This window comes from Paraburkholderia translucens, from assembly GCF_020881035.1.
Classification (GTDB): Bacteria; Pseudomonadota; Gammaproteobacteria; order Burkholderiales; family Burkholderiaceae; genus Paraburkholderia; species Paraburkholderia translucens.
Genome location: NZ_JAJITC010000018.1, coordinates 1 through 16,540, shown reverse-complemented (window position 1 = coordinate 16,540; position 16,540 = coordinate 1). Strand labels below are relative to the sequence as shown.

General features: G+C 61.5%; 13 protein-coding genes and 5 pseudogenes. 7 read left to right on the top strand and 11 right to left on the bottom strand.

The window, feature by feature from the left end; all coding sequences use genetic code 11:
• Positions 1–834: a carbohydrate ABC transporter permease gene (locus tag LJ655_RS25815; RefSeq protein ID WP_230564017.1), complete on the top strand. Its 834-nt coding sequence runs from the start codon at positions 1–3 to the stop codon at positions 832–834.
• 288 nt (positions 835–1,122) lie between these two features.
• On the opposite strand, the gene LJ655_RS25810 is transcribed toward LJ655_RS25815, so the two are convergent.
• The 3 genes and pseudogenes from LJ655_RS25810 to LJ655_RS25800 form a co-directional block, all read right to left on the bottom strand.
• Complete coding sequence (locus tag LJ655_RS25810) at positions 1,123–2,112, bottom strand: alpha-E domain-containing protein (protein ID WP_230564016.1); 990 nt, start codon at positions 2,110–2,112, stop codon at positions 1,123–1,125.
• Positions 2,113–2,282: 170 nt separating this feature from the next.
• Positions 2,283–3,755 (bottom strand): circularly permuted type 2 ATP-grasp protein, encoded by a 1,473-nt coding sequence (locus tag LJ655_RS25805; RefSeq protein WP_230564015.1) that lies wholly within the window; start codon positions 3,753–3,755, stop codon positions 2,283–2,285.
• A 600-nt stretch (positions 3,756–4,355) separates the two neighbouring features.
• A pseudogene (locus tag LJ655_RS25800) lies at positions 4,356–4,660 on the bottom strand (IS6 family transposase); the annotation flags it as partial.
• Here LJ655_RS25800 and LJ655_RS25795 point away from each other — a divergent pair.
• A pseudogene (locus LJ655_RS25795) lies at positions 4,657–4,809 on the top strand (IS3 family transposase); the annotation flags it as partial. The pseudogenes LJ655_RS25800 and LJ655_RS25795 sit on opposite strands and share 4 nt — an antisense overlap.
• An 87-nt stretch (positions 4,810–4,896) precedes the next feature.
• Here the strand turns inward: LJ655_RS25795 and LJ655_RS25790 are convergent.
• Positions 4,897–5,217 (bottom strand): ArsR/SmtB family transcription factor, encoded by a 321-nt coding sequence (locus LJ655_RS25790; RefSeq protein ID WP_230564014.1) that lies wholly within the window; start codon positions 5,215–5,217, stop codon positions 4,897–4,899.
• A 128-nt stretch (positions 5,218–5,345) separates the two neighbouring features.
• Here LJ655_RS25790 and LJ655_RS25785 point away from each other — a divergent pair, with 128 nt between their 5' ends.
• Complete coding sequence (locus LJ655_RS25785; protein ID WP_230564013.1) at positions 5,346–6,596, top strand: OmpP1/FadL family transporter; 1,251 nt, start codon at positions 5,346–5,348, stop codon at positions 6,594–6,596.
• Positions 6,597–6,855: 259 nt separating this feature from the next.
• Here the strand turns inward: LJ655_RS25785 and LJ655_RS25780 are convergent, their stop codons facing one another.
• From LJ655_RS25780 to LJ655_RS25770, 3 genes and pseudogenes are all read right to left on the bottom strand, one after another.
• A complete protein-coding gene (locus tag LJ655_RS25780) occupies positions 6,856–7,851 on the bottom strand; it encodes an acyl-CoA dehydrogenase family protein (protein WP_230564012.1) in 996 nt (331 codons plus the stop codon).
• Between the two features lie 103 nt (positions 7,852–7,954).
• Positions 7,955–8,092 (bottom strand): annotated as a pseudogene (locus LJ655_RS25775) (cysteine synthase A); the annotation flags it as partial.
• Positions 8,093–8,257: 165 nt separating this feature from the next.
• Complete coding sequence (locus LJ655_RS25770) at positions 8,258–8,461, bottom strand: cold-shock protein (protein WP_230564011.1); 204 nt, start codon at positions 8,459–8,461, stop codon at positions 8,258–8,260.
• A gap of 65 nt (positions 8,462–8,526) precedes the next feature.
• Between LJ655_RS25770 and LJ655_RS25765 the strand changes: the two genes are divergently transcribed.
• Positions 8,527–9,753 carry an NADPH-dependent oxidoreductase gene (locus LJ655_RS25765; RefSeq protein ID WP_230564010.1) on the top strand — a complete coding sequence of 409 codons (1,227 nt, stop codon included), beginning with the start codon at positions 8,527–8,529 and terminating at the stop codon, positions 9,751–9,753.
• An 85-nt stretch (positions 9,754–9,838) separates the two neighbouring features.
• On the opposite strand, the gene LJ655_RS25760 is transcribed toward LJ655_RS25765, so the two are convergent.
• On the bottom strand, positions 9,839–11,428 hold the full coding sequence (locus LJ655_RS25760) for an ABC transporter substrate-binding protein (protein ID WP_230564108.1): 1,590 nt from the start codon (positions 11,426–11,428) through the stop codon (positions 9,839–9,841).
• Between the two features lie 273 nt (positions 11,429–11,701).
• Between LJ655_RS25760 and LJ655_RS25755 the strand changes: the two genes are divergently transcribed.
• Both LJ655_RS25755 and LJ655_RS25750 read left to right on the top strand, forming a co-directional pair.
• Positions 11,702–13,111 (top strand): LLM class flavin-dependent oxidoreductase, encoded by a 1,410-nt coding sequence (locus LJ655_RS25755; RefSeq protein WP_230564009.1) that lies wholly within the window; start codon positions 11,702–11,704, stop codon positions 13,109–13,111.
• A gap of 34 nt (positions 13,112–13,145) precedes the next feature.
• Positions 13,146–13,259, top strand: a pseudogene (locus LJ655_RS25750) (ATP-binding cassette domain-containing protein); the annotation flags it as partial.
• A 55-nt stretch (positions 13,260–13,314) separates the two neighbouring features.
• Here the strand turns inward: LJ655_RS25750 and LJ655_RS25745 are convergent.
• From LJ655_RS25745 to LJ655_RS25735, 3 genes are all read right to left on the bottom strand, one after another.
• On the bottom strand, positions 13,315–14,145 hold the full coding sequence (locus LJ655_RS25745; protein WP_230564008.1) for a CmcJ/NvfI family oxidoreductase: 831 nt from the start codon (positions 14,143–14,145) through the stop codon (positions 13,315–13,317).
• A 31-nt stretch (positions 14,146–14,176) separates the two neighbouring features.
• Positions 14,177–14,404: a hypothetical protein gene (locus LJ655_RS25740; RefSeq protein WP_230564007.1), complete on the bottom strand. Its 228-nt coding sequence runs from the start codon at positions 14,402–14,404 to the stop codon at positions 14,177–14,179.
• Between the two features lie 298 nt (positions 14,405–14,702).
• Positions 14,703–15,986, bottom strand: a complete 1,284-nt coding sequence (locus LJ655_RS25735) for an acyl-CoA dehydrogenase family protein (RefSeq protein WP_230564006.1) — start codon at positions 15,984–15,986, stop codon at positions 14,703–14,705.
• Between the two features lie 290 nt (positions 15,987–16,276).
• On the opposite strand from LJ655_RS25735, the pseudogene LJ655_RS25730 reads away from it, so the two are divergent.
• A pseudogene (locus LJ655_RS25730) lies at positions 16,277–16,384 on the top strand (co-chaperone GroES); the annotation flags it as partial.
• Positions 16,385–16,540 lie beyond the last annotated feature (156 nt).

Sequence of the window (16,540 nt, the reverse complement as noted above, 5' to 3'; positions counted from 1 at the left end):
ATGGCGATCACCGTAAAGCAGGACCGGCGAGTGCTCTGGACGCTGTCCGTTCCGATGGCCGTGCTCGCCGTGTCGTGCGTCTATCCGCTGGCGTTTGCGCTCAACAACGCGTTCAAGTCGACGCGTGACTATATCCTTGACCGTTTCGGCATCGCGGCTCATCCGACGTTCGAGAACTTCATTCAAGCCTGCGTGCAGGCCAATCTTGGCGAGTACTACGTCAACTCGATACTCGTGACGGTGGGTGCGGTCGCGTGCTTGCTGGTCGTTTCATCGCTCGCGGGCTTCACGTTCGCATTTCTGCGGTTCCCGTATCGCAAGCTGATTTTCGTGGTCATCCTCGCGTCGCTGATGATTCCGGTGCAGGTGGTGCTCGTGCCGTTCTATCAGACGATTATTGCCTTGGGTCTGTTGAATACACGCGTGGGCCTGATCATTTCCTATACGGCCTTCTTTCTTCCTTTCAGCGTGTATCTGATGACCGCGTTTTATTCGAGCGTGCCGCGTGACCTGCTCGAAGCCGCGCGGATCGATGGCGCGAGCATTCTGCAAGCATGGTGGTACGTGATGCTGCCGATGGGCAAGCCTGCGCTCGTCACGCTCGGGATTCTGAACACGCTGTATTGCTGGAACGACGTATTGATTTCGCTCCTCGTGCTTCAGGACAAGCGCACGTTGATGGTCGGTATCGCCGCACTGCGCGGCGAATATACGACGAATGTGCCGCTGTTGTGCGCGGGTCTTGTGCTGGCCGCGGCGCCGATCGTCGTGCTTTACGTCGTGTTTCAGCGGCGCATCGTGTCCGGCATCGCCGTGGGTGCGGTAAAGGGGTAATTCAGCTCATCTACCACCCGAACCATCGCGTTGTACCCCTCGAGGTCGGGGTGGATGGCTTCGGCCGCGGTCGGGAATGCACGGGGACTCACGAGGCGGCGCTGCGCGGCCGCCTGCTGCACAAGCTGCGACAGGTGGCTGCGGTGTTGACGAAACGCCGCGAAGGTCCCGCCGTTTGCGAACTCAACCTGCGATCTCAAACGCCCGCACGCATACGCTTCCGATCCACCAACATGAGTAAAGTCGTGCGCATCTGTGTGGTGCTGACGATGGGTGTCCCGCGGCACCTTATGCCGCGGCGGCCACCGGGCCGGGAACGAGCGGGCGAGTCAGATCGCGTCCCACACGGCGCGCCAGATCGTTCACGCGCACGATCATCGCCGCGAACCAGCCGGACAGCCTGCCGCTCGAGAGCCATTCGTCCACCGGCGCCTGGCGGACCTCGTCGCAAAGCAGCTGTGCGAGGCGCTCTGTTTGCGCCGACTGACTATTGCGCAGCCGGACGCTCAAGCGCCGAACTTCATCGAGACGCGCTGCGAGCGAGCCGTGCCAGTCCGGACACTGGATCAGCAGTGACGCAATCTGCGCGGACGAAAGCGTGTCGCGATAGATCCGGCGATAAGCCTCGACACCTGAGACAGCGCGCAGCAGCGCGTAGGCGCGATGGTAGTCGAACGCAACGGCTGCAAGGACGTCGCCATGCGCTTCCAGCGTGCGCAGTATGTGGTCGGCGCCTTCGATGGCAGCGCCGAGGCGCAGAAAGTCGAGCCCTTCGTCTTGCACGGGCGCGGCGAGTTGGACGCCGCGCGCGAGATTCGATCGCGCCCTCACCCACTCGAAGAACGCAGACGGATCGTGTGCCTGCAAGCCATCGGCGATCAGGCGCTGCAAGTCGAGCCACGTGGTGTTGATTGTTTCCCACAGTTCTTCGGCGGCCCAACCGCGCACGGTCCGCGCGTTCTCGCGCGCGGCGCGCAGGCAACTGACGATTGATGCGGGATGGCTCGGGTCGGCCACCATGAAGGCGATGACCTCGGCGCTCGTGACGCCTTTGTGCGCGAGATGGTAGCGATCGACAACGCCCGCGCTTGCAAGGATCGCGAGCCAGCCGCGCGCGGCGCGCTCGCGGGCGTGGCGCTCCAGCGCCGTATCGTCGTTCGCATGCAGCGGCTGGATCAGCGAAAGCTGGTGCTGCGCTTCGAGCACGCGCGCGAGGTTTTCCGCGCGGCCGGTATGGCGGGTCATCCAGAACAGATGTTCGGCGGTGCGACTCAACATGAAGCCTCCGGTTCGACGTGACAGATGGTCGGGCGTGTCTGCGCGGTGGTCGGCGCTCACACAGTCAAGACCAGGAAGTACAGAAGCAGGCAAGAAGAACACACACAGACCAGGCACAGTAAAGCAGCGGCACGCTTGTCCTGCCAGCGGGACGCGATCGTCCGGCCACTCTAGCGTTCCAGCACCCAGGTGTCCTTGGTGCCGCCCCCCTGCGACGAGTTGACGACGAGCGAGCCTTCGCGCAACGCGACGCGCGTGAGACCGCCCGGTACCATACGCACGTCCTTGCCGGACAGTACGAACGGCCGCAGGTCGATGTGGCGCGGCGCAATGCCCGATTCCACCCACGTCGGGCAGGTGGAGAGCGAAAGGGTAGGCTGTGCGATGTATTTGTCAGGGTTGGCGACGAGTGCGAGGCGAAACGCCTCGATTTCGGCGGACGTGGAAGCCGGGCCGATCAGCATGCCGTAGCCCCCCGCGCCGTGCGTCTCTTTCACGACCAGTTCCGGCAGATGGTCGAGTACATACGCGAGATCGTCGGGCTTGCGGCAGATCCATGTCGGCACGTTGTTCAGGAGCGGCTCTTCGCCCAGATAGAAGCGCACCATTTCGGGTACATAGGGGTAGATCGACTTGTCATCGGCCACGCCTGTGCCCACTGCGTTGCAAAGCGTAACGTTGCCCTTGCGGTAGACGTTCATGAGGCCCGCCACGCCGAGCGTGGAGTCGGGCCGGAAGGTGAGCGGATCGAGGAAGTCGTCGTCCACGCGCCGGTAGATGACGTCCACGCGGTGCGGGCCCTGCGTGGTACGCATGTAGAGGTAATCGTTCTCGACAAACAGATCCTGGCCTTCGACGAGAACGATGCCCATCTGCTGCGCGAGGAACGCGTGTTCGAAGTACGCCGAGTTGTATATACCCGGCGTGAGCAGCACGACCGTCGGATTGTCCGCGCCCGCGGGCGCCGCCGAGCGCAGCGACTCGAGCAGCAGGTCGGGATAGTGCGCGACGGCCGCGACGCGGTTCCGTACGAACAGGTCGGGAAAAAGCCGCATCATCATTTTGCGGTTTTCGAGCATGTAAGAGACCCCGGACGGCACGCGCAGATTGTCTTCGAGCACGTAGAACTCGCCCTCTCCGGCGCGCACGACATCGATGCCGGCGATATGCGCGTAGGTATCGCGCGCAACGTTTACGCCCTGCATGACCGGACGGTACTGCGCGTTGGAGAAGATCTGGGCCGCGGGAACGATGCCGTGCTTGATGATCTCCTGCTTATGATAGATGTCATGGATGAAGCGGTTCAGCGCACTGACGCGCTGACGCAGGCCGCGCTCGAGCTTGCTCCACTCCTGCGCCTGAATAACGCGCGGAATGACGTCAAACGGAATCGTGCGTTCGGTACCGGCGCCCGTTTGGTCCTTTTCGCCATAGACCGCGAATGTGATACCCGAGCGCCGGAAAATCGCATCGACTTCCGCGCGCTTCTTCTGCGTCTGCTGCCCGGCCTCGCCGCTCATCCACTCGAAATACTCGCGGTAGTGTGCGCGCGGTTCGCCTGAGCGCATCAACGCCGCAGCGGTGGTGCCACGAGCGTCGAATTCCCCGCGCTCGAACATCTCGTTGAAGAATGTTTGCGTCATTTGGGTTCTTCCGTTCACCACTTTTATTCGCTGCTTTTGCCGCAGGGCTGTCCCGAGAGACCACGCCAAGGGGTCGCAGGTCCTGATTTTGATCGATGACGCTCGATGCCGACTGGCGTGTCCGGTTCAGGTGTTCGTGGCGCGTTGCGTCCGCCGGACTTGTCTCATCTGGAAACGTAGACGTATCGCGTGTCACCAAAAAGGTACAGCGCCAGCGTGCATGCCGTGTGGGCAAAGCTGTTAGCCGCGTGCCCAACCGGGAGGCGTATGAGCAACTTTGGTGCCAGTGCGCGCGCAGAGGCGTGGCGGCCAGAACGGACCGGTGGGCTCAGAGCGAGGCTCGGCCGTTGAAGACGCGTGATCCATTACGGGTGAAGCCAATGCACCATGTATGGGCGAATGAATTGATCTTTGTGGTGCATTCAGGAATATTTTGGTGCGTTGAAATGCGCCGTTCATGCACTGCAATGAGTCGCACACCCGATGTTAAACGTGCGTTTTGGCTGACAACAGAGAAGCCCGATCTGTGAGCGCGATTAAGGAAGGTGTTCTAGCGAGGAAACATTAAGCAATGCGGAATACGTGTGAATTTCCCCTTTCTCAATTGGGCATGCTGGTCCAAACGGCAGACAAATTCTCGGTGAGCCCGGTGAAATGATGCCACGCGTCAAAACGCTGAGCGAGTTGTTTGCGATAGAGAGAAGCGCGTAGCGAATGTCGTTTGAGTGCGAAGTGCTGCCGCATCGCTCCGAAGCTTGAGAGAGAAACACCAGGGTGCGCTTTGGATCGCGAAACCCGCGCCAGCGCCGCTCGCGTTCACGAGTAGATTGATGGCTATTTTCCGCGCGGTTGTTCGCGCGGACCGCAGCTTTGACGAATAAGTGCTTGACGTTTGCCAGCTGAGGGCACCCAGTTCACAGCGCGAGCCTTCACCGAGGCTATGCCGGGCCGAGGCATTCGGCTGTCGATGGATGGCAAAGGCGCCTGGCGCGACAACGTATTCGTCGAGCGCGTGTGGCGCAGCATCAAGTACGAAGAGATTTATTATGGCGCCGCCTATAGCAGCGGCGGTGCTATCTATATGACTGCGAGTGGAAAGCGCCACGAAATGGCAAGCCCCGTTCTCGCGCGGATGCATGAATCAGGCGTCGGCGCAGAACTGCTCATAGAGCACCGCCATCACCGCGAGTGCCTGGGAGCTTGCTACCGAGTAGAAGATGTTCTTGCTCGCGCGGCGCGCGCTGACCAAACCGTTTTCGCGAAGGACGGCCAGTTGCTGCGACAGAGTGGGCTGGCGAATGCCGAGCTGCTCCTCCAGTTCACCAACGGACAGCTCGCCCTGAGACAAACGACACATCACCAGCAAACGATCCGGATTGGCGAGTACCTTGAGCAGGGCACAGGCTTTCTCCGCCGAAGCCTGCATGGTGTGAAGGTCGATGGTGGTATCGGAGGCATTCATCGGGAAATATTCACCTTATATTTTGATAATCTATTGGATGCTTATGTGAAAAACTTGGTTTGAGTTGCGAGACTGGATGAATAGACTCTGTCCCCGCTAGGAATTCCAAACATTATTCGGGGAAACGCATGAGGCTACAAGGGACCACTCGCGCACTCGTTGCTGTCGTCGCGGCAGCACCGGGCTTTGCAGGGGCCACAAATGGTTATTTTTCCAATGGCTATGGGACTGCCTCACAGAGTATGGCCGGCGTCGGCATCGGCCTGCCCCATGATGCTCTCGCCGCTGCTGCCAATCCTGCAGGCATAGCCTTTGTTGGCAACCGCCTGGATGGCGGCGTCAGTCTCTTCCTGCCAAAACGAGGTGCTGAAATCGCGGGCAACAGTTACGGTGCCGATGGCGACTATTCGGGTAATAATCGCTCGATTTTCGCGCTGCCCGAATTCGGCGTGACGTACCAGTTCCTGCCGAATGCGTATGCGGGTCTTGCACTGTATGCGAACGGCGGCCTCGACACCGGCTACGCCCATAACCCCTATCGAGCGTTCGGTGCTACGGGTTCGGCCGGCGTCGATCTCGAGCAGGTGTTCCTTTCCCCGACGATCGCCTACAAGCTCTTCGACCGGCACGCGTTCGGCATCGGCCTGAACATCGCGTACCAACGCTTCACGGCAAGCGGGCTGCAGCCGTTCACCCGCATGTCGGTCGCGCCCGACCATGTCACCGATCAAGGCGCCGATTCGACGGTCGGCGTCGGCGTGCACCTTGGCTATACCGGTGAGATTACGCCAACCCTCACCGTCGGCGTGACGTGGGCCTCGAAAATTCATGGCAGTTTCGATAAATACAAAGGCCTCTTTGCAGGTGGCGGCTCGTTCGACATCCCGGAGAACTACGGAATTGGCTTCTCATGGAAGATCACGCCGGCGTGGACGGTGGCGGCCGACTTTCAGCGCATCCTCTACGGCAACGTGAATTCGATTGCGAATCCGCTCGCAAACCTGTTTGCGGGCAATGCGCTGGGCTCGTCCGATGGTCCGGGTTTCGGCTGGCGCAATACGAACGTGATCAAGATCGGCACCAGCTACGATGTGAACACCCATCTGACGGTCCGTGCAGGCTACAGTCATTCCAGCCAGCCGGTGGCCAGCACCGAGACGTTCCTGAACATCCTCGCGCCGGGTGTCGTGCAGGATCAGGCGACGCTTGGTGCAACCTGGACGACCGATGCGAAGACATCGTTCGGTTTCTTCTACGGCCATGCGTTCAAGAAGACAGTCAGGGGCGAGAATTCGATTCCCGCGGCCTTCGGGGGCGGCAATGCAAATGTGCATCTTGCCGAAGACGTGGTGGGCGTTTCGATCGGCAAGCAATTCTGAGTCTCGCCGCGAGGCGATGCCGTCGCCCGCGAGCCTGCCTCGCTTGCGCGGTATCGCCTGATGGCGGCATTGCAGAAGGGAAACCGAAGCGATGACCTCCTCTCTTACGCCCTGGTGCGCGCTCGCAGGCGGCGTGCTGATTCATCCCCGACCCGGCGGCAAGCGCCCCCGCGTTCGAATCGGGCGCTGCCGATCGGGGCGGCGAAAGCCTGCTGCGGCTCTCCGAGCCGCCCGATGACCGGGCAAGACTCACATCACATCAAGCCGGCGCGCCCACTTTCTCGAGCACACCGAGCCACGACTGGCCGATGACCTCGTGCGACGCATCGGCGTTAGGCGGATGGAACGCGCCCGCGCGCACGTCGCGATACAGCCGCTCCAGTTCGTTACGTCGTGCAAGCGACCCCGCCCCTGCGATCTGCAGCGAGAGATTCACGACGCGCAACGCGCCGTCGACAGCATGCTGCTTTGCCGATAGCAGCTTCGCGAGCCATGGTTCGCCGGGTGCGTAGCCGCGCCACCAGTGTTCTGCCGTTCGTTCGAGCAGGGCCTCGATGCTCTCCAGTTCGATCGCGGCCTCGGCGACGCTCCACTGCGTCAGCGGCTTGAATGCATAGGTGCGGCCAGCGAGCGCCTGCGAGCGGCGTGTGGTGGCCGATGCAAGCGCCAGATCGAAAGCCCGTCTGGCGATGCCGTAATACACCGCGCCAAGGCCCGGCAGCACTGCTCCAAGGATGCCGTCCACGAACGGATCGTCGGGGTCGCCCGCCGGCAGCACGCGCGTCACGTGCTCCTTCGAAGCGATCGCGCCGTCGAGCCAGGTGTCGTCGCTGCGCGTGGCGCGTAAGCCGAGGGCATCCCACGTCTGCTCCGTGCGATGCCCGCTGCTGTCACGCGAGATGAACGCATGCACGATCTTCGGGTTCGACGGATCGCTGTCGTCGCGCCCATGCACGCCGAGCCAGTCCCACACGGGTGCCAGCGACGTCAGCACCTTGTGGCCATCGAACCGGTAGCCGCCGTCCGCTAGCGGCGTCGCGTTCACGAATGAATCCGCCAGACCGAGATCGTTGCCCGGCTCGCCATGTCCGGCCGCGAACACCTTGCCCGCCGCGATCTCGCGCAGAATCCACTCGGCGGAACGATCGCCACGCCGCCAAAGGTGCAGCGCTGCGCCTGCCCAGTACAGATGCATGTTCAGTGCAAGCGCCGTCGCGGGGGCGCGATATGCGAGCCGCACTTGCTCACGCAGCAACTCCGGCAGCGTTCGAGGAAATCCCTGAAAGCATGCCCTCTTCTCTGGAAAGACGTTGTGCGTACAGTTGGCTCGACTGAGACGGGTGTTTCTTCGGCTTTTGCATCGTGAGAGTCAGCGCAATGCCGCGTGCCGCTGCCACATAGGCAAGGGCAATGTCTGTATTACCGCTGGTGGCTTCGATGATTTCCTTGCCGGGGCCTAGCAGGCCGCGCGATTCCGCATCCCCTCCCCAAACCAAAAGCGAAGCCCCAAAAAAAGGCCCGGACGATCAGGTCCGGGACAAAAAGCTCGCGATTAGCAGGCACGAGCTAGACGTGAAAGCCAAGTTCTCGCATCGGCATCTAAAGGAACAGAGGACAACGTTATACCCGCCCCTGAACCCGCCATAACGGGAGGCCACCACTTAGAGCGGCTTGATATCGGACGCCTGCCTGCCTTTAGGCCCCTGCCTGACTTCGAAACTCACCCGCTGATCTTCTTTCAGCGACTTGAAGCCCTCCGTGCGCACTTCGGAATAATGCGCAAACAGATCATCGCTGCCGTCGTCCGGCTGGATGAAGCCGAAACCCTTTGCATCGTTGAACCACTTGACCTTACCTGTTGCCATGAGCATTCCCTGAAATATAAGAACTGGACCTCAGGCGTAGGCGTTTCGCGCATGCATGCGCTCCGTTGCTGCCGGGTCCAGTTGCGCCGCGCGTTGCTGCAGGCGCGCACCTTGCCTTCATCAATCAGCGTAGCGAGCGCGGCTTCCACCGCCTGCTCAGATACGCCGAACAGACGGGCGAAAGTGACAGCGGTGTACACGCGGTTATAGCGCATACGTTTAACAGCCACACGAAAGAGGTCGCTAAACGATATCTGGCCTGGCGATACAAGAGAAATAAGCATTTTGCAAATGCAAATGCCGATCCGTTGGTCGTTGAATCAACCCATGCGAGGTATCGTGACGAGGCAACCGCGCGCGGCTTGCCGGACGCCGCTGTGTCGGCGCATCGAAAGCAATCCATTGCATCAGCAACCTTGCGAGAAAACATGTCCACCGAAAACACGCTCGAACTCGTCACGCGCCACCCCGCTTCCGACACTGCCGATGCAGCATTTCAGGCACGTTACGGCACTCCCTTCAAGGATGCGTTGCCGGACTGGAACGGCACGCTGGAAACGCTGCTCGCGCATCGTTCGGTGCGGGCTTTCAGCGAGCGCCCATTACCGGCCGGCACGCTGGAAGCGCTGATCGCCGCCGCACAATCGGCGCCGAGTTCGTCGAACCTGCAGACGTGGAGTGTTGTCGCCGTCCAAGATGCGCAGCGAAAAGGTCGCCTGTCCGTTCTGGCAGGCAATCAGGCGCATGTCCGGGACGCGCCGCTCCTGCTCGTTTGGCTCGCCGACCTGGCCAGACTCGAAGCGGTGGCGGCCCGCGCCGGCGTGCAGCCGGAAGGCCTGCACTATCTCGAGACCTTGCTGGTCGGCGTCATCGATGCAGCGTTGGCCGCGCAAAACGCCGTGGTCGCGCTCGAGTCGCTGGGTCTCGGCTCGGTTTACATCGGCGCTATCCGCAGCGCGCCTCAACAGGTTGCGGCCGAACTGGCGCTGCCGCCCCATGTGTTGCCCGTGTTCGGTCTTTGTGTCGGATACGCGGATCCCGCCCGCCGTGCAGAGGTTAAACCGCGCTTACCCCAGTCCGTCGTGCTGCATCGCGAACGTTACGACGCGCATGCACAGCCTGCAGGTATCGCACGCTATGACGAGATTCTCGCCGGGTTCCAGGCTCGGCAGGGTCAGTCCGACGCATCGTGGACGCAGCGTTCGGTCGAGCGCTGGCGTACACGCGAATCACTGCATGGCCGCGACCGTCTGCGCGATGCACTCAATGCGCTTGGGTTCGAATTGCGCTAACGGCGTTGACCGATGAAGCATCGGCGCAGATCGCGACACAGGCATGCGGTACGGCATGACATCTCCGTACCGCAACCATGACACGTCAAGGCTGGATGTAAAGATCGGCGAAATTGCCCCGCAGGCCTTCGCCCGTGGGCGCATAGTCCTTCACTTTCTTCGAAACGATCGTGATGTTGGGATTCGCGCCAAACTCGATCGACGGAATGTCCTCGTGCACGATCTGCTGGAACTGGATGAATAGTTGACGGCGCCTCGTCTCATCCGTCTCCACGGAAGCCGCCTCGAGCAGCCGGTCCACTTCAGGATTCGAATAATGCGCCGCGTTGGAAAACGGCAAGCCGATCTTGAAGTTCTTCGACCAGAACACGCGCTGCACGCCTACCGTCGGATCGAATACATTGGCGAGCGCTTCCAGCGTGATATCGAATGCGCGATCGGTATATGCCTTTTTCACATAAGTCGCGAAATCATAGCTTTCGATTTCCGCGTCGATGCCGACCCGCGCGAGCGACTGGCGCACGAAGTCAGCCGCGCGCGGGTCCTGAAACGGATTGAACAGCAGCCGCAGCTTGAAGCGCTTCCCGTCCGCACCGCGCTTCAGTCCTGCCGCATCCAGCGCTGCATTGGCCTGTGCGATGTCATACGGAAAATAGTGGATGTCGGCATCGTGATACTTCGTGTTGGCCACGCCGATGGCCGCCGCCGAAACCTGACCGTAGCCGTACCAGACCACGCGGTTCAAGGCATTCACGTCCACCGCCTGTGAGATCGCCTTGCGCACCGCCTTGTCCTTGAGAACGGGGGTGTCGAGGTTGAAGATCAGCTGCTGATGGTTGCTGACATAAGGCCAGTTGGTCGTGTCCACATTGAAATTGGGCAGCGCCGTGAATCGTTTGACATCCGCCAGAGGAATGGCCTGATCGCCGAGATTGGCGGCGCCTGATTCGAGCGCCGCCGCGCGGGCTGCACCATCCGGCAGAAAGCGCACGATGATCTTGTCGACATAGGGTTTCGGCTTGTCCCAGTAGTCCGGATTGCGCTCCAGCAGAATATGGCTGCCGTGGACAAACGATTTGAAAACGAACGGCCCCGTCCCGACAGGCGCGCTATTGTAGGGATTGGACGCGATGTCCGTGCCCTCATATAGGTGTTTGGGGATGATGGGCGACTCGGAACCCGACAGTGCCGTCAGCAGAAACGGCGCAGGTTTCGACAACTGGATGATCGCGGAGTACGGGTCCGGCGTCTTGACGTCGGTGACGTTTGCGAATGTGCTGCGCCCGCGCGGATGCACCTGCTTTAGCGTCAAAATCGAAAACGCAACGTCGGCAGAAGTGAAGGGCTTGCCGTCGTGCCACTTCACGCCCTGACGCAACGTGAAGCGGTATTCGAGTCCGTCTTTGCTGACTGACCATGCGCTGGCCAGCAGCGGCTGGGGATTCAGATTCTTGTCGTAAGTGAGCAGGCCTTCGACCACCTTCGGGCCGATTTCCGCATTGCCGCCCGCCGTCGTGGTGAGGGGAACGATGGACGCCGGCTCGGGCGTGACGAGCCATGTCAACGTCCCGCCGTGGTCCGGCGCAGCAAGCGTAGGCCCGATGCCTGCGCCCGTCAGCGTGATCGCGATCAACGCGCCCAGCAAGGTTCCCCGTAGTCTGCTTCGCATGCTCATGACTGTCCTCATTATTTTTGAGTGACGAATGGTAAGGCGTACCCTGCAAAACGAAAAACAAGCAAAAGAGATTAGCTTTGCATGGGGAAGCAGCAGCGGCAAGCACGCAACATCAACGGGCAGCGGCGCACCCGAAATGCAAATGCTCATTTGATGGTTAGCCGCCGGCCTCATCTGTGGGACGCTATGCGTTTCAACCTCTGAGCGCATGATGCGAGCGCCACCGCCCGGCCACGCCCGTGCAACGGGCCAAGGCCTGCCGCACACCCTCCCATGAGCAAGAAGCAAATCATTCTGAACGCGTTCAACATGAACTGCGTCGGCCATATCAATCATGGCCTGTGGACGCATCCGCGCGACCGTTCCACCGACTACCGCAAGCTCTCGTATTGGACCGATCTCGCCAAGCTACTCGAACGCGGCCTGTTCGACGGCCTGTTCATTGCGGATATCGTCGGTGTCTACGACATCTATCAGCAATCGGTCGACGTCACGCTGAAGGACTCAGTGCAACTGCCCGTCAACGATCCCATGATGCTGGTCTCCGCGATGGCGGCCGCCACGCAGCACCTCGGCTTCGGCATCACGGTGAATCTCACCTATGAGGCGCCCTATCTGCTCGCGCGGCGCTTCTCCACGCTCGATCATCTGACGGACGGCAGGATCGGCTGGAACATCGTGACGGGCTACCTCGACAGCGCCGCACGCGCGATGGGCCACACCGAAATCATCGCGCACGACGAGCGCTACGATCGCGCCGACGAGTATCTCGACGTGCTGTACAAGCTCTGGGAAGGAAGCTGGCAGGACGACGCCGTGCTGCGCGACCGCGATAAGCGTGTCTTCGCCGATCCCGCGAAGGTCCGCAAGCTGCATCACCACGGCCGCTACTACGACGTCGAAGGCTATCACCTGAGCGAACCCTCGCCGCAACGCACGCCGGTGCTTTTCCAGGCTGGCTCGTCGGGGCGCGGCCAGGCGTTCGCCGTGCGTCACGCCGAGTGCGTGTTCGTGTCGAGCCAGAGCAAGGCTGGCACACGCAAACTGGTCGACGCGCTGCGCGCGCAAGCCGCCGAAGCCGGACGCGACCCGCGCGATCTGAAGATCATCATGGGCATCACCGTCGTGGTCGGGCGCACGCAGAAAGAGGCCGAAGAGAAATTCGCCGAATACGCGCGATATGCGAGCCCCGAGGCGGGTCTCGCGCACTTCTCGGCCGGCAGTGGCATCGACTATTCGACCTACGCGCCCGATGACGAGCTTGCGCCGCCCGGCGGTCACAAAGGGCGTGGCATCGAATCGTCGGTGCAGCGCGCGACGGATGGCAAGCGCGGCGTCACCGTGCGCCATCTGCTCGAACAGATGCAACTGGGCGGCCGCTACACGACCATCGTCGGCGATCCCTTGCAGGTGGCCGACGCACTGCAAGCGTGGGTGGACGAAGCCGACATCGACGGCTTCAATCTCGCGCGCACGCTCACACCTGAAAGCTACGAAGATTTCATCGAACTCGTCATTCCCGAGTTGCAATCGCGCGGCATCTACAAGACCGCGTATGCACAGGGCACCTTGCGCGACAAGCTGTTCGGCAACGGCGCGCGGCTCGGGTCGCGGCATACGGGCGCGAGCTTTCGCAATCTGCCGGACGTCACGGCGGACGTCACGGGCAAGCACGCGACATGAGCGCCGCGCTGCCTCTTCTGCAGATCGACCAGTTCTGCCGGTCGCGCCGGGTGAACTCGTTGCGTTGCCTGGACCAAGCGGTTGCGGCAAGTCGTCGCTGTTGCGGGCCATCGCGGGCCTGACGCGAACCACGTCCGGCGCGATTCGCGATACCCGCGACCGTCTCGCCCGGGCCGCAATGCCCGTGCACGCTCAGGCAGGCATCAGAAAAACAATAGCGTGCGCAGTTCGATACTCCGACGCGGCCGTGCATCCGGCGGGGATGACGGATCATCGAATGCCGTATGCGCCGTCAGCCGCGCGACGCCGTCGCCAGCGGAATCGTAGATTTTCAGCAGCAGCACTTCTTCCGGCGTCATCAGCGGGAAGTAGTACCAGTGATGCTTCGGGTTGTACACGAACGCATAGGTCTCGCCGACCTTGTCCTGATAGATCAGATCCGACGGCACGAGATCAGTCGGCGCGATACTGCGCGCATCGCACAGCGCCAGCGGCGACGATTCGACCGTCCATCCGATGGGACGCCACAGATTGACGATCGCCACCCTGCCCTTGAGCAGTTCCTCCGCTTCGTGCGGCGGCAAATGATCGCGCACGCGGCGCGGGCCCGAAACAAAGGTCTGGTCGTTGTGAATGAACTTGACCGGCTCGCGCACGTTACCCGGGCGCGCCGCATGGCTGTCGCGCAGCGTGTGATCGAAGATGACGGCGCGCTTCGCACCCGTCCAGCGCCTGAGCAGCGCTTCCGACTCCGGATAGTAGATGCGTTCTATCGCGGCAGGGTCCGAGAAATCGCTGAGCGCGCTTGCGTGCTGCCGCAACTCGAAACCGTTGCGGTCCAGCGATAAGCCACCCGGCGGCGGCGAAACGCGCGCATTGACGATATTCACGCGCTGCGTCCGATACACGCCACTGCGCTGCGGGACACCAGCAGGCGGCTCATAAGCGTACGTAGCGGGCTTTTCTCCCGTCGGGACGAGATAGTTCAAGGCGGCTTCGACGACGGCCGGCTGTTCAATGACGACATCGCTCATTGCTTACCCTCCATGCATGCGGGTGACCCATTCAGTCCGGCGCTATTTCGCCGATGATCTGACACGTATCCGCTGTGACAGCGATGTTGAAGTATCCCGCGCGCGCATAGCGGGCGATGCGCTCGAGGCGCTCCGGATCGTCCGCGCTCACGTGCTCCCGCGCACCCGGAGCGGAGCGCGCCTGCGCACGCTGACGCACGAACTCCAACGGATGAAATACAGCCAGACGGTAAAGCGATGCGAGGCTCATCGACATCATGCGCCCTCCTGCTCGTGGCAATATCAATTGAATCTAGTCAGTGACGCGGCATTGCACAAACAAGGATTTGTGCAATGCTTTGCAATGCGTGGACGATGCATGAGCCGGCCGTTCGAAACCGCGCGGCCCGGCAGCACGAATATGCGCGACACTGCTTGGGATATGCACAAACATTGTTTGGATTTGTGCTTGTCGCCAATTAACGTCGTGGGTCGGAGGGTCGGACTACCTCACACTCTCGCAATCACGACGACATCGAATTCACGCACCGCCGAACATCCCACGGTTCAATCCGCCGTTATCCGTTGACGGCAACCGCTTGGCCGGTTGCTGCGCGCTCCAGTTCACTGCGCGAATGCGCGAGACTGAAGCGTTCGTTGGACGGCGTGCCGTTCAGATGATAATTGCCGACCGCCGCTTCGCGCTGGATCGCGGGGTTATGCGAAGCCAGCACGCGCGCATTGCGCCAGTGACGGTCCAGCCGTCGCGTCTCGCTGGTTGCTGAGGCGCCGCCCACTTCGAACACCAGCGTTGCCGCTTCCAGCACCTGCTCGATCACGATCTGCTGCGCCTGGTACGCTTCAATATCTAGGGCAATATAGGTTTCCTTCGTCGCTCGTCCTGCAAGTCGCGCCTGATACGCGCTTTCCAGCGAGCGCGCGACCGATGCCGTGATGCTCTCCGCTGAATACGCGAGGCTGGCGAGGCGCCCGACTACGCGATGCACAAGCGGGTTGTCACGCGGACTCGAGCGGCCTGGTACGCCGAAGGTTCGCGTGTGCCCCTGCGCAAAGGCCACGCCGTCACGCAGCACGGCGCGCGCAATGCCTGTCAGCGTCGCGAGATGGACGGTCTGATAGAACGCCGTCAATGAAGTATTGCGGCGCGGCTCCGACGCCTTGTAACGCACCAGCAGCTGATCGTCTGTCACATGCACCGACTCGAAGCGCGTCGTGCCGCTCGCCGTCAGACGCTGGCCAAAACCGTCCCAATCGTCGATGCGCACGACACCCGGTGCGTCCGCGCGCACTACCACGCGCACGTCGTCGGTGCCGTCATGCGCGGCAACGTCGATCCAGTCCGCGTAGAGCGTGCCCGTGCTGTAGTACTTCTCGCCATTCAGCCACCAGCCGTTGCCGCCCTTGTCCGCTGCCAGTGTGACGGTGTTGTGCGTGCTGCCCGTACGTTCGGAAATCGCCGCACCAACGGTTTCGCCCGCGGCGATCTTCGGCAGCCAGCGCTCGCGCAGTGCTTCGTCATCGCTTTCGAGCCGGCTTTCGATAAAGCCCGAATTCAGCCGCAAGATCTGCGGCAGATTCGAATCGGCCTCGCCGAGGCGCGTCAAAAGACGAAAGAACTGCGGCAGGCTCACGCCGCTGCCGCCATAACGCTTCGGCACGCGCAACGCGGTAAATCCCGCTTCCTTCAGCCAGCGCACGGCATCGTAGGCGAGTTCCCGATTTTGCTCGCGCTCGATGCTGCCGGCGGCAATCCGCTCGAATAAGGGCGCAAAGCGCGCGTCGAGTTCCGCGTCATCGGCGCCGCTGGCGGCGTCGTGCGGGGCGGCGGGAATCGTACTCATCGACAGTCTCCGGACAGGTTCACAGCTCTCCAGACTAAGCGCCACCAACACGGCGCCGCAACCAACAAAAGCCGATAACGATATGCGCCAGATCGTGTAGCGCACCTTTGTCTTTAGGCCGCTACGTGCATTGCAGATCTCGTGCGGCCGGTTAAGTTTCTGCAAAGCGATTATGGGAGCGCGCACAGGGCGCTTTTTATACTCAGCTCTCGGTCAGCAATCGCCGCATGACAGTGCCAGCGAGACTCCCATTTTTCATTTGCCTGGAAGGACGGAACAGATAAGTTTGCGTCCGTTACATGAATCAGGAAACCCGTACTGCATCGGGCATCGTGATTCCGGATAGCACCGCCGAAAAGTTGGATCAGGGCGAAATCGTGGGCGTCGGGCCGGGCCGTTGAGAACGGCAAAAAGAAACGCGGCTACAAACCCAAGCCCATCGCCTAATCTGTTGACGATTTGGTTTGGGTAGACTGACGCCGGCGTTGTTTCGAAGCCCCTTTGAACTTGGTTCTTAGGGGCTTTTTCTTGCCTCATGAACACCAAGCAGCTCA

What these genes read in the sequence shown, in the direction of transcription:
- LJ655_RS25815 (WP_230564017.1), top strand. Translation starts at nt 1, where the DNA reads ATGGCGATCACCGTAAAGCAGGACCGGCGAGTGCTCTGGACGCTGTCC.
- LJ655_RS25810 (WP_230564016.1), bottom strand. Translation starts at nt 2,112, where the DNA reads ATGTTGAGTCGCACCGCCGAACATCTGTTCTGGATGACCCGCCATACC.
- LJ655_RS25805 (WP_230564015.1), bottom strand. Translation starts at nt 3,755, where the DNA reads ATGACGCAAACATTCTTCAACGAGATGTTCGAGCGCGGGGAATTCGAC.
- LJ655_RS25790 (WP_230564014.1), bottom strand. Translation starts at nt 5,217, where the DNA reads ATGAATGCCTCCGATACCACCATCGACCTTCACACCATGCAGGCTTCG.
- LJ655_RS25785 (WP_230564013.1), top strand. Translation starts at nt 5,346, where the DNA reads ATGAGGCTACAAGGGACCACTCGCGCACTCGTTGCTGTCGTCGCGGCA.
- LJ655_RS25770 (WP_230564011.1), bottom strand. Translation starts at nt 8,461, where the DNA reads ATGGCAACAGGTAAGGTCAAGTGGTTCAACGATGCAAAGGGTTTCGGC.
- LJ655_RS25760 (WP_230564108.1), bottom strand. Translation starts at nt 11,428, where the DNA reads ATGAGCATGCGAAGCAGACTACGGGGAACCTTGCTGGGCGCGTTGATC.
- LJ655_RS25755 (WP_230564009.1), top strand. Translation starts at nt 11,702, where the DNA reads ATGAGCAAGAAGCAAATCATTCTGAACGCGTTCAACATGAACTGCGTC.
- LJ655_RS25745 (WP_230564008.1), bottom strand. Translation starts at nt 14,145, where the DNA reads ATGAGCGATGTCGTCATTGAACAGCCGGCCGTCGTCGAAGCCGCCTTG.
- LJ655_RS25740 (WP_230564007.1), bottom strand. Translation starts at nt 14,404, where the DNA reads ATGATGTCGATGAGCCTCGCATCGCTTTACCGTCTGGCTGTATTTCAT.
- LJ655_RS25735 (WP_230564006.1), bottom strand. Translation starts at nt 15,986, where the DNA reads ATGAGTACGATTCCCGCCGCCCCGCACGACGCCGCCAGCGGCGCCGAT.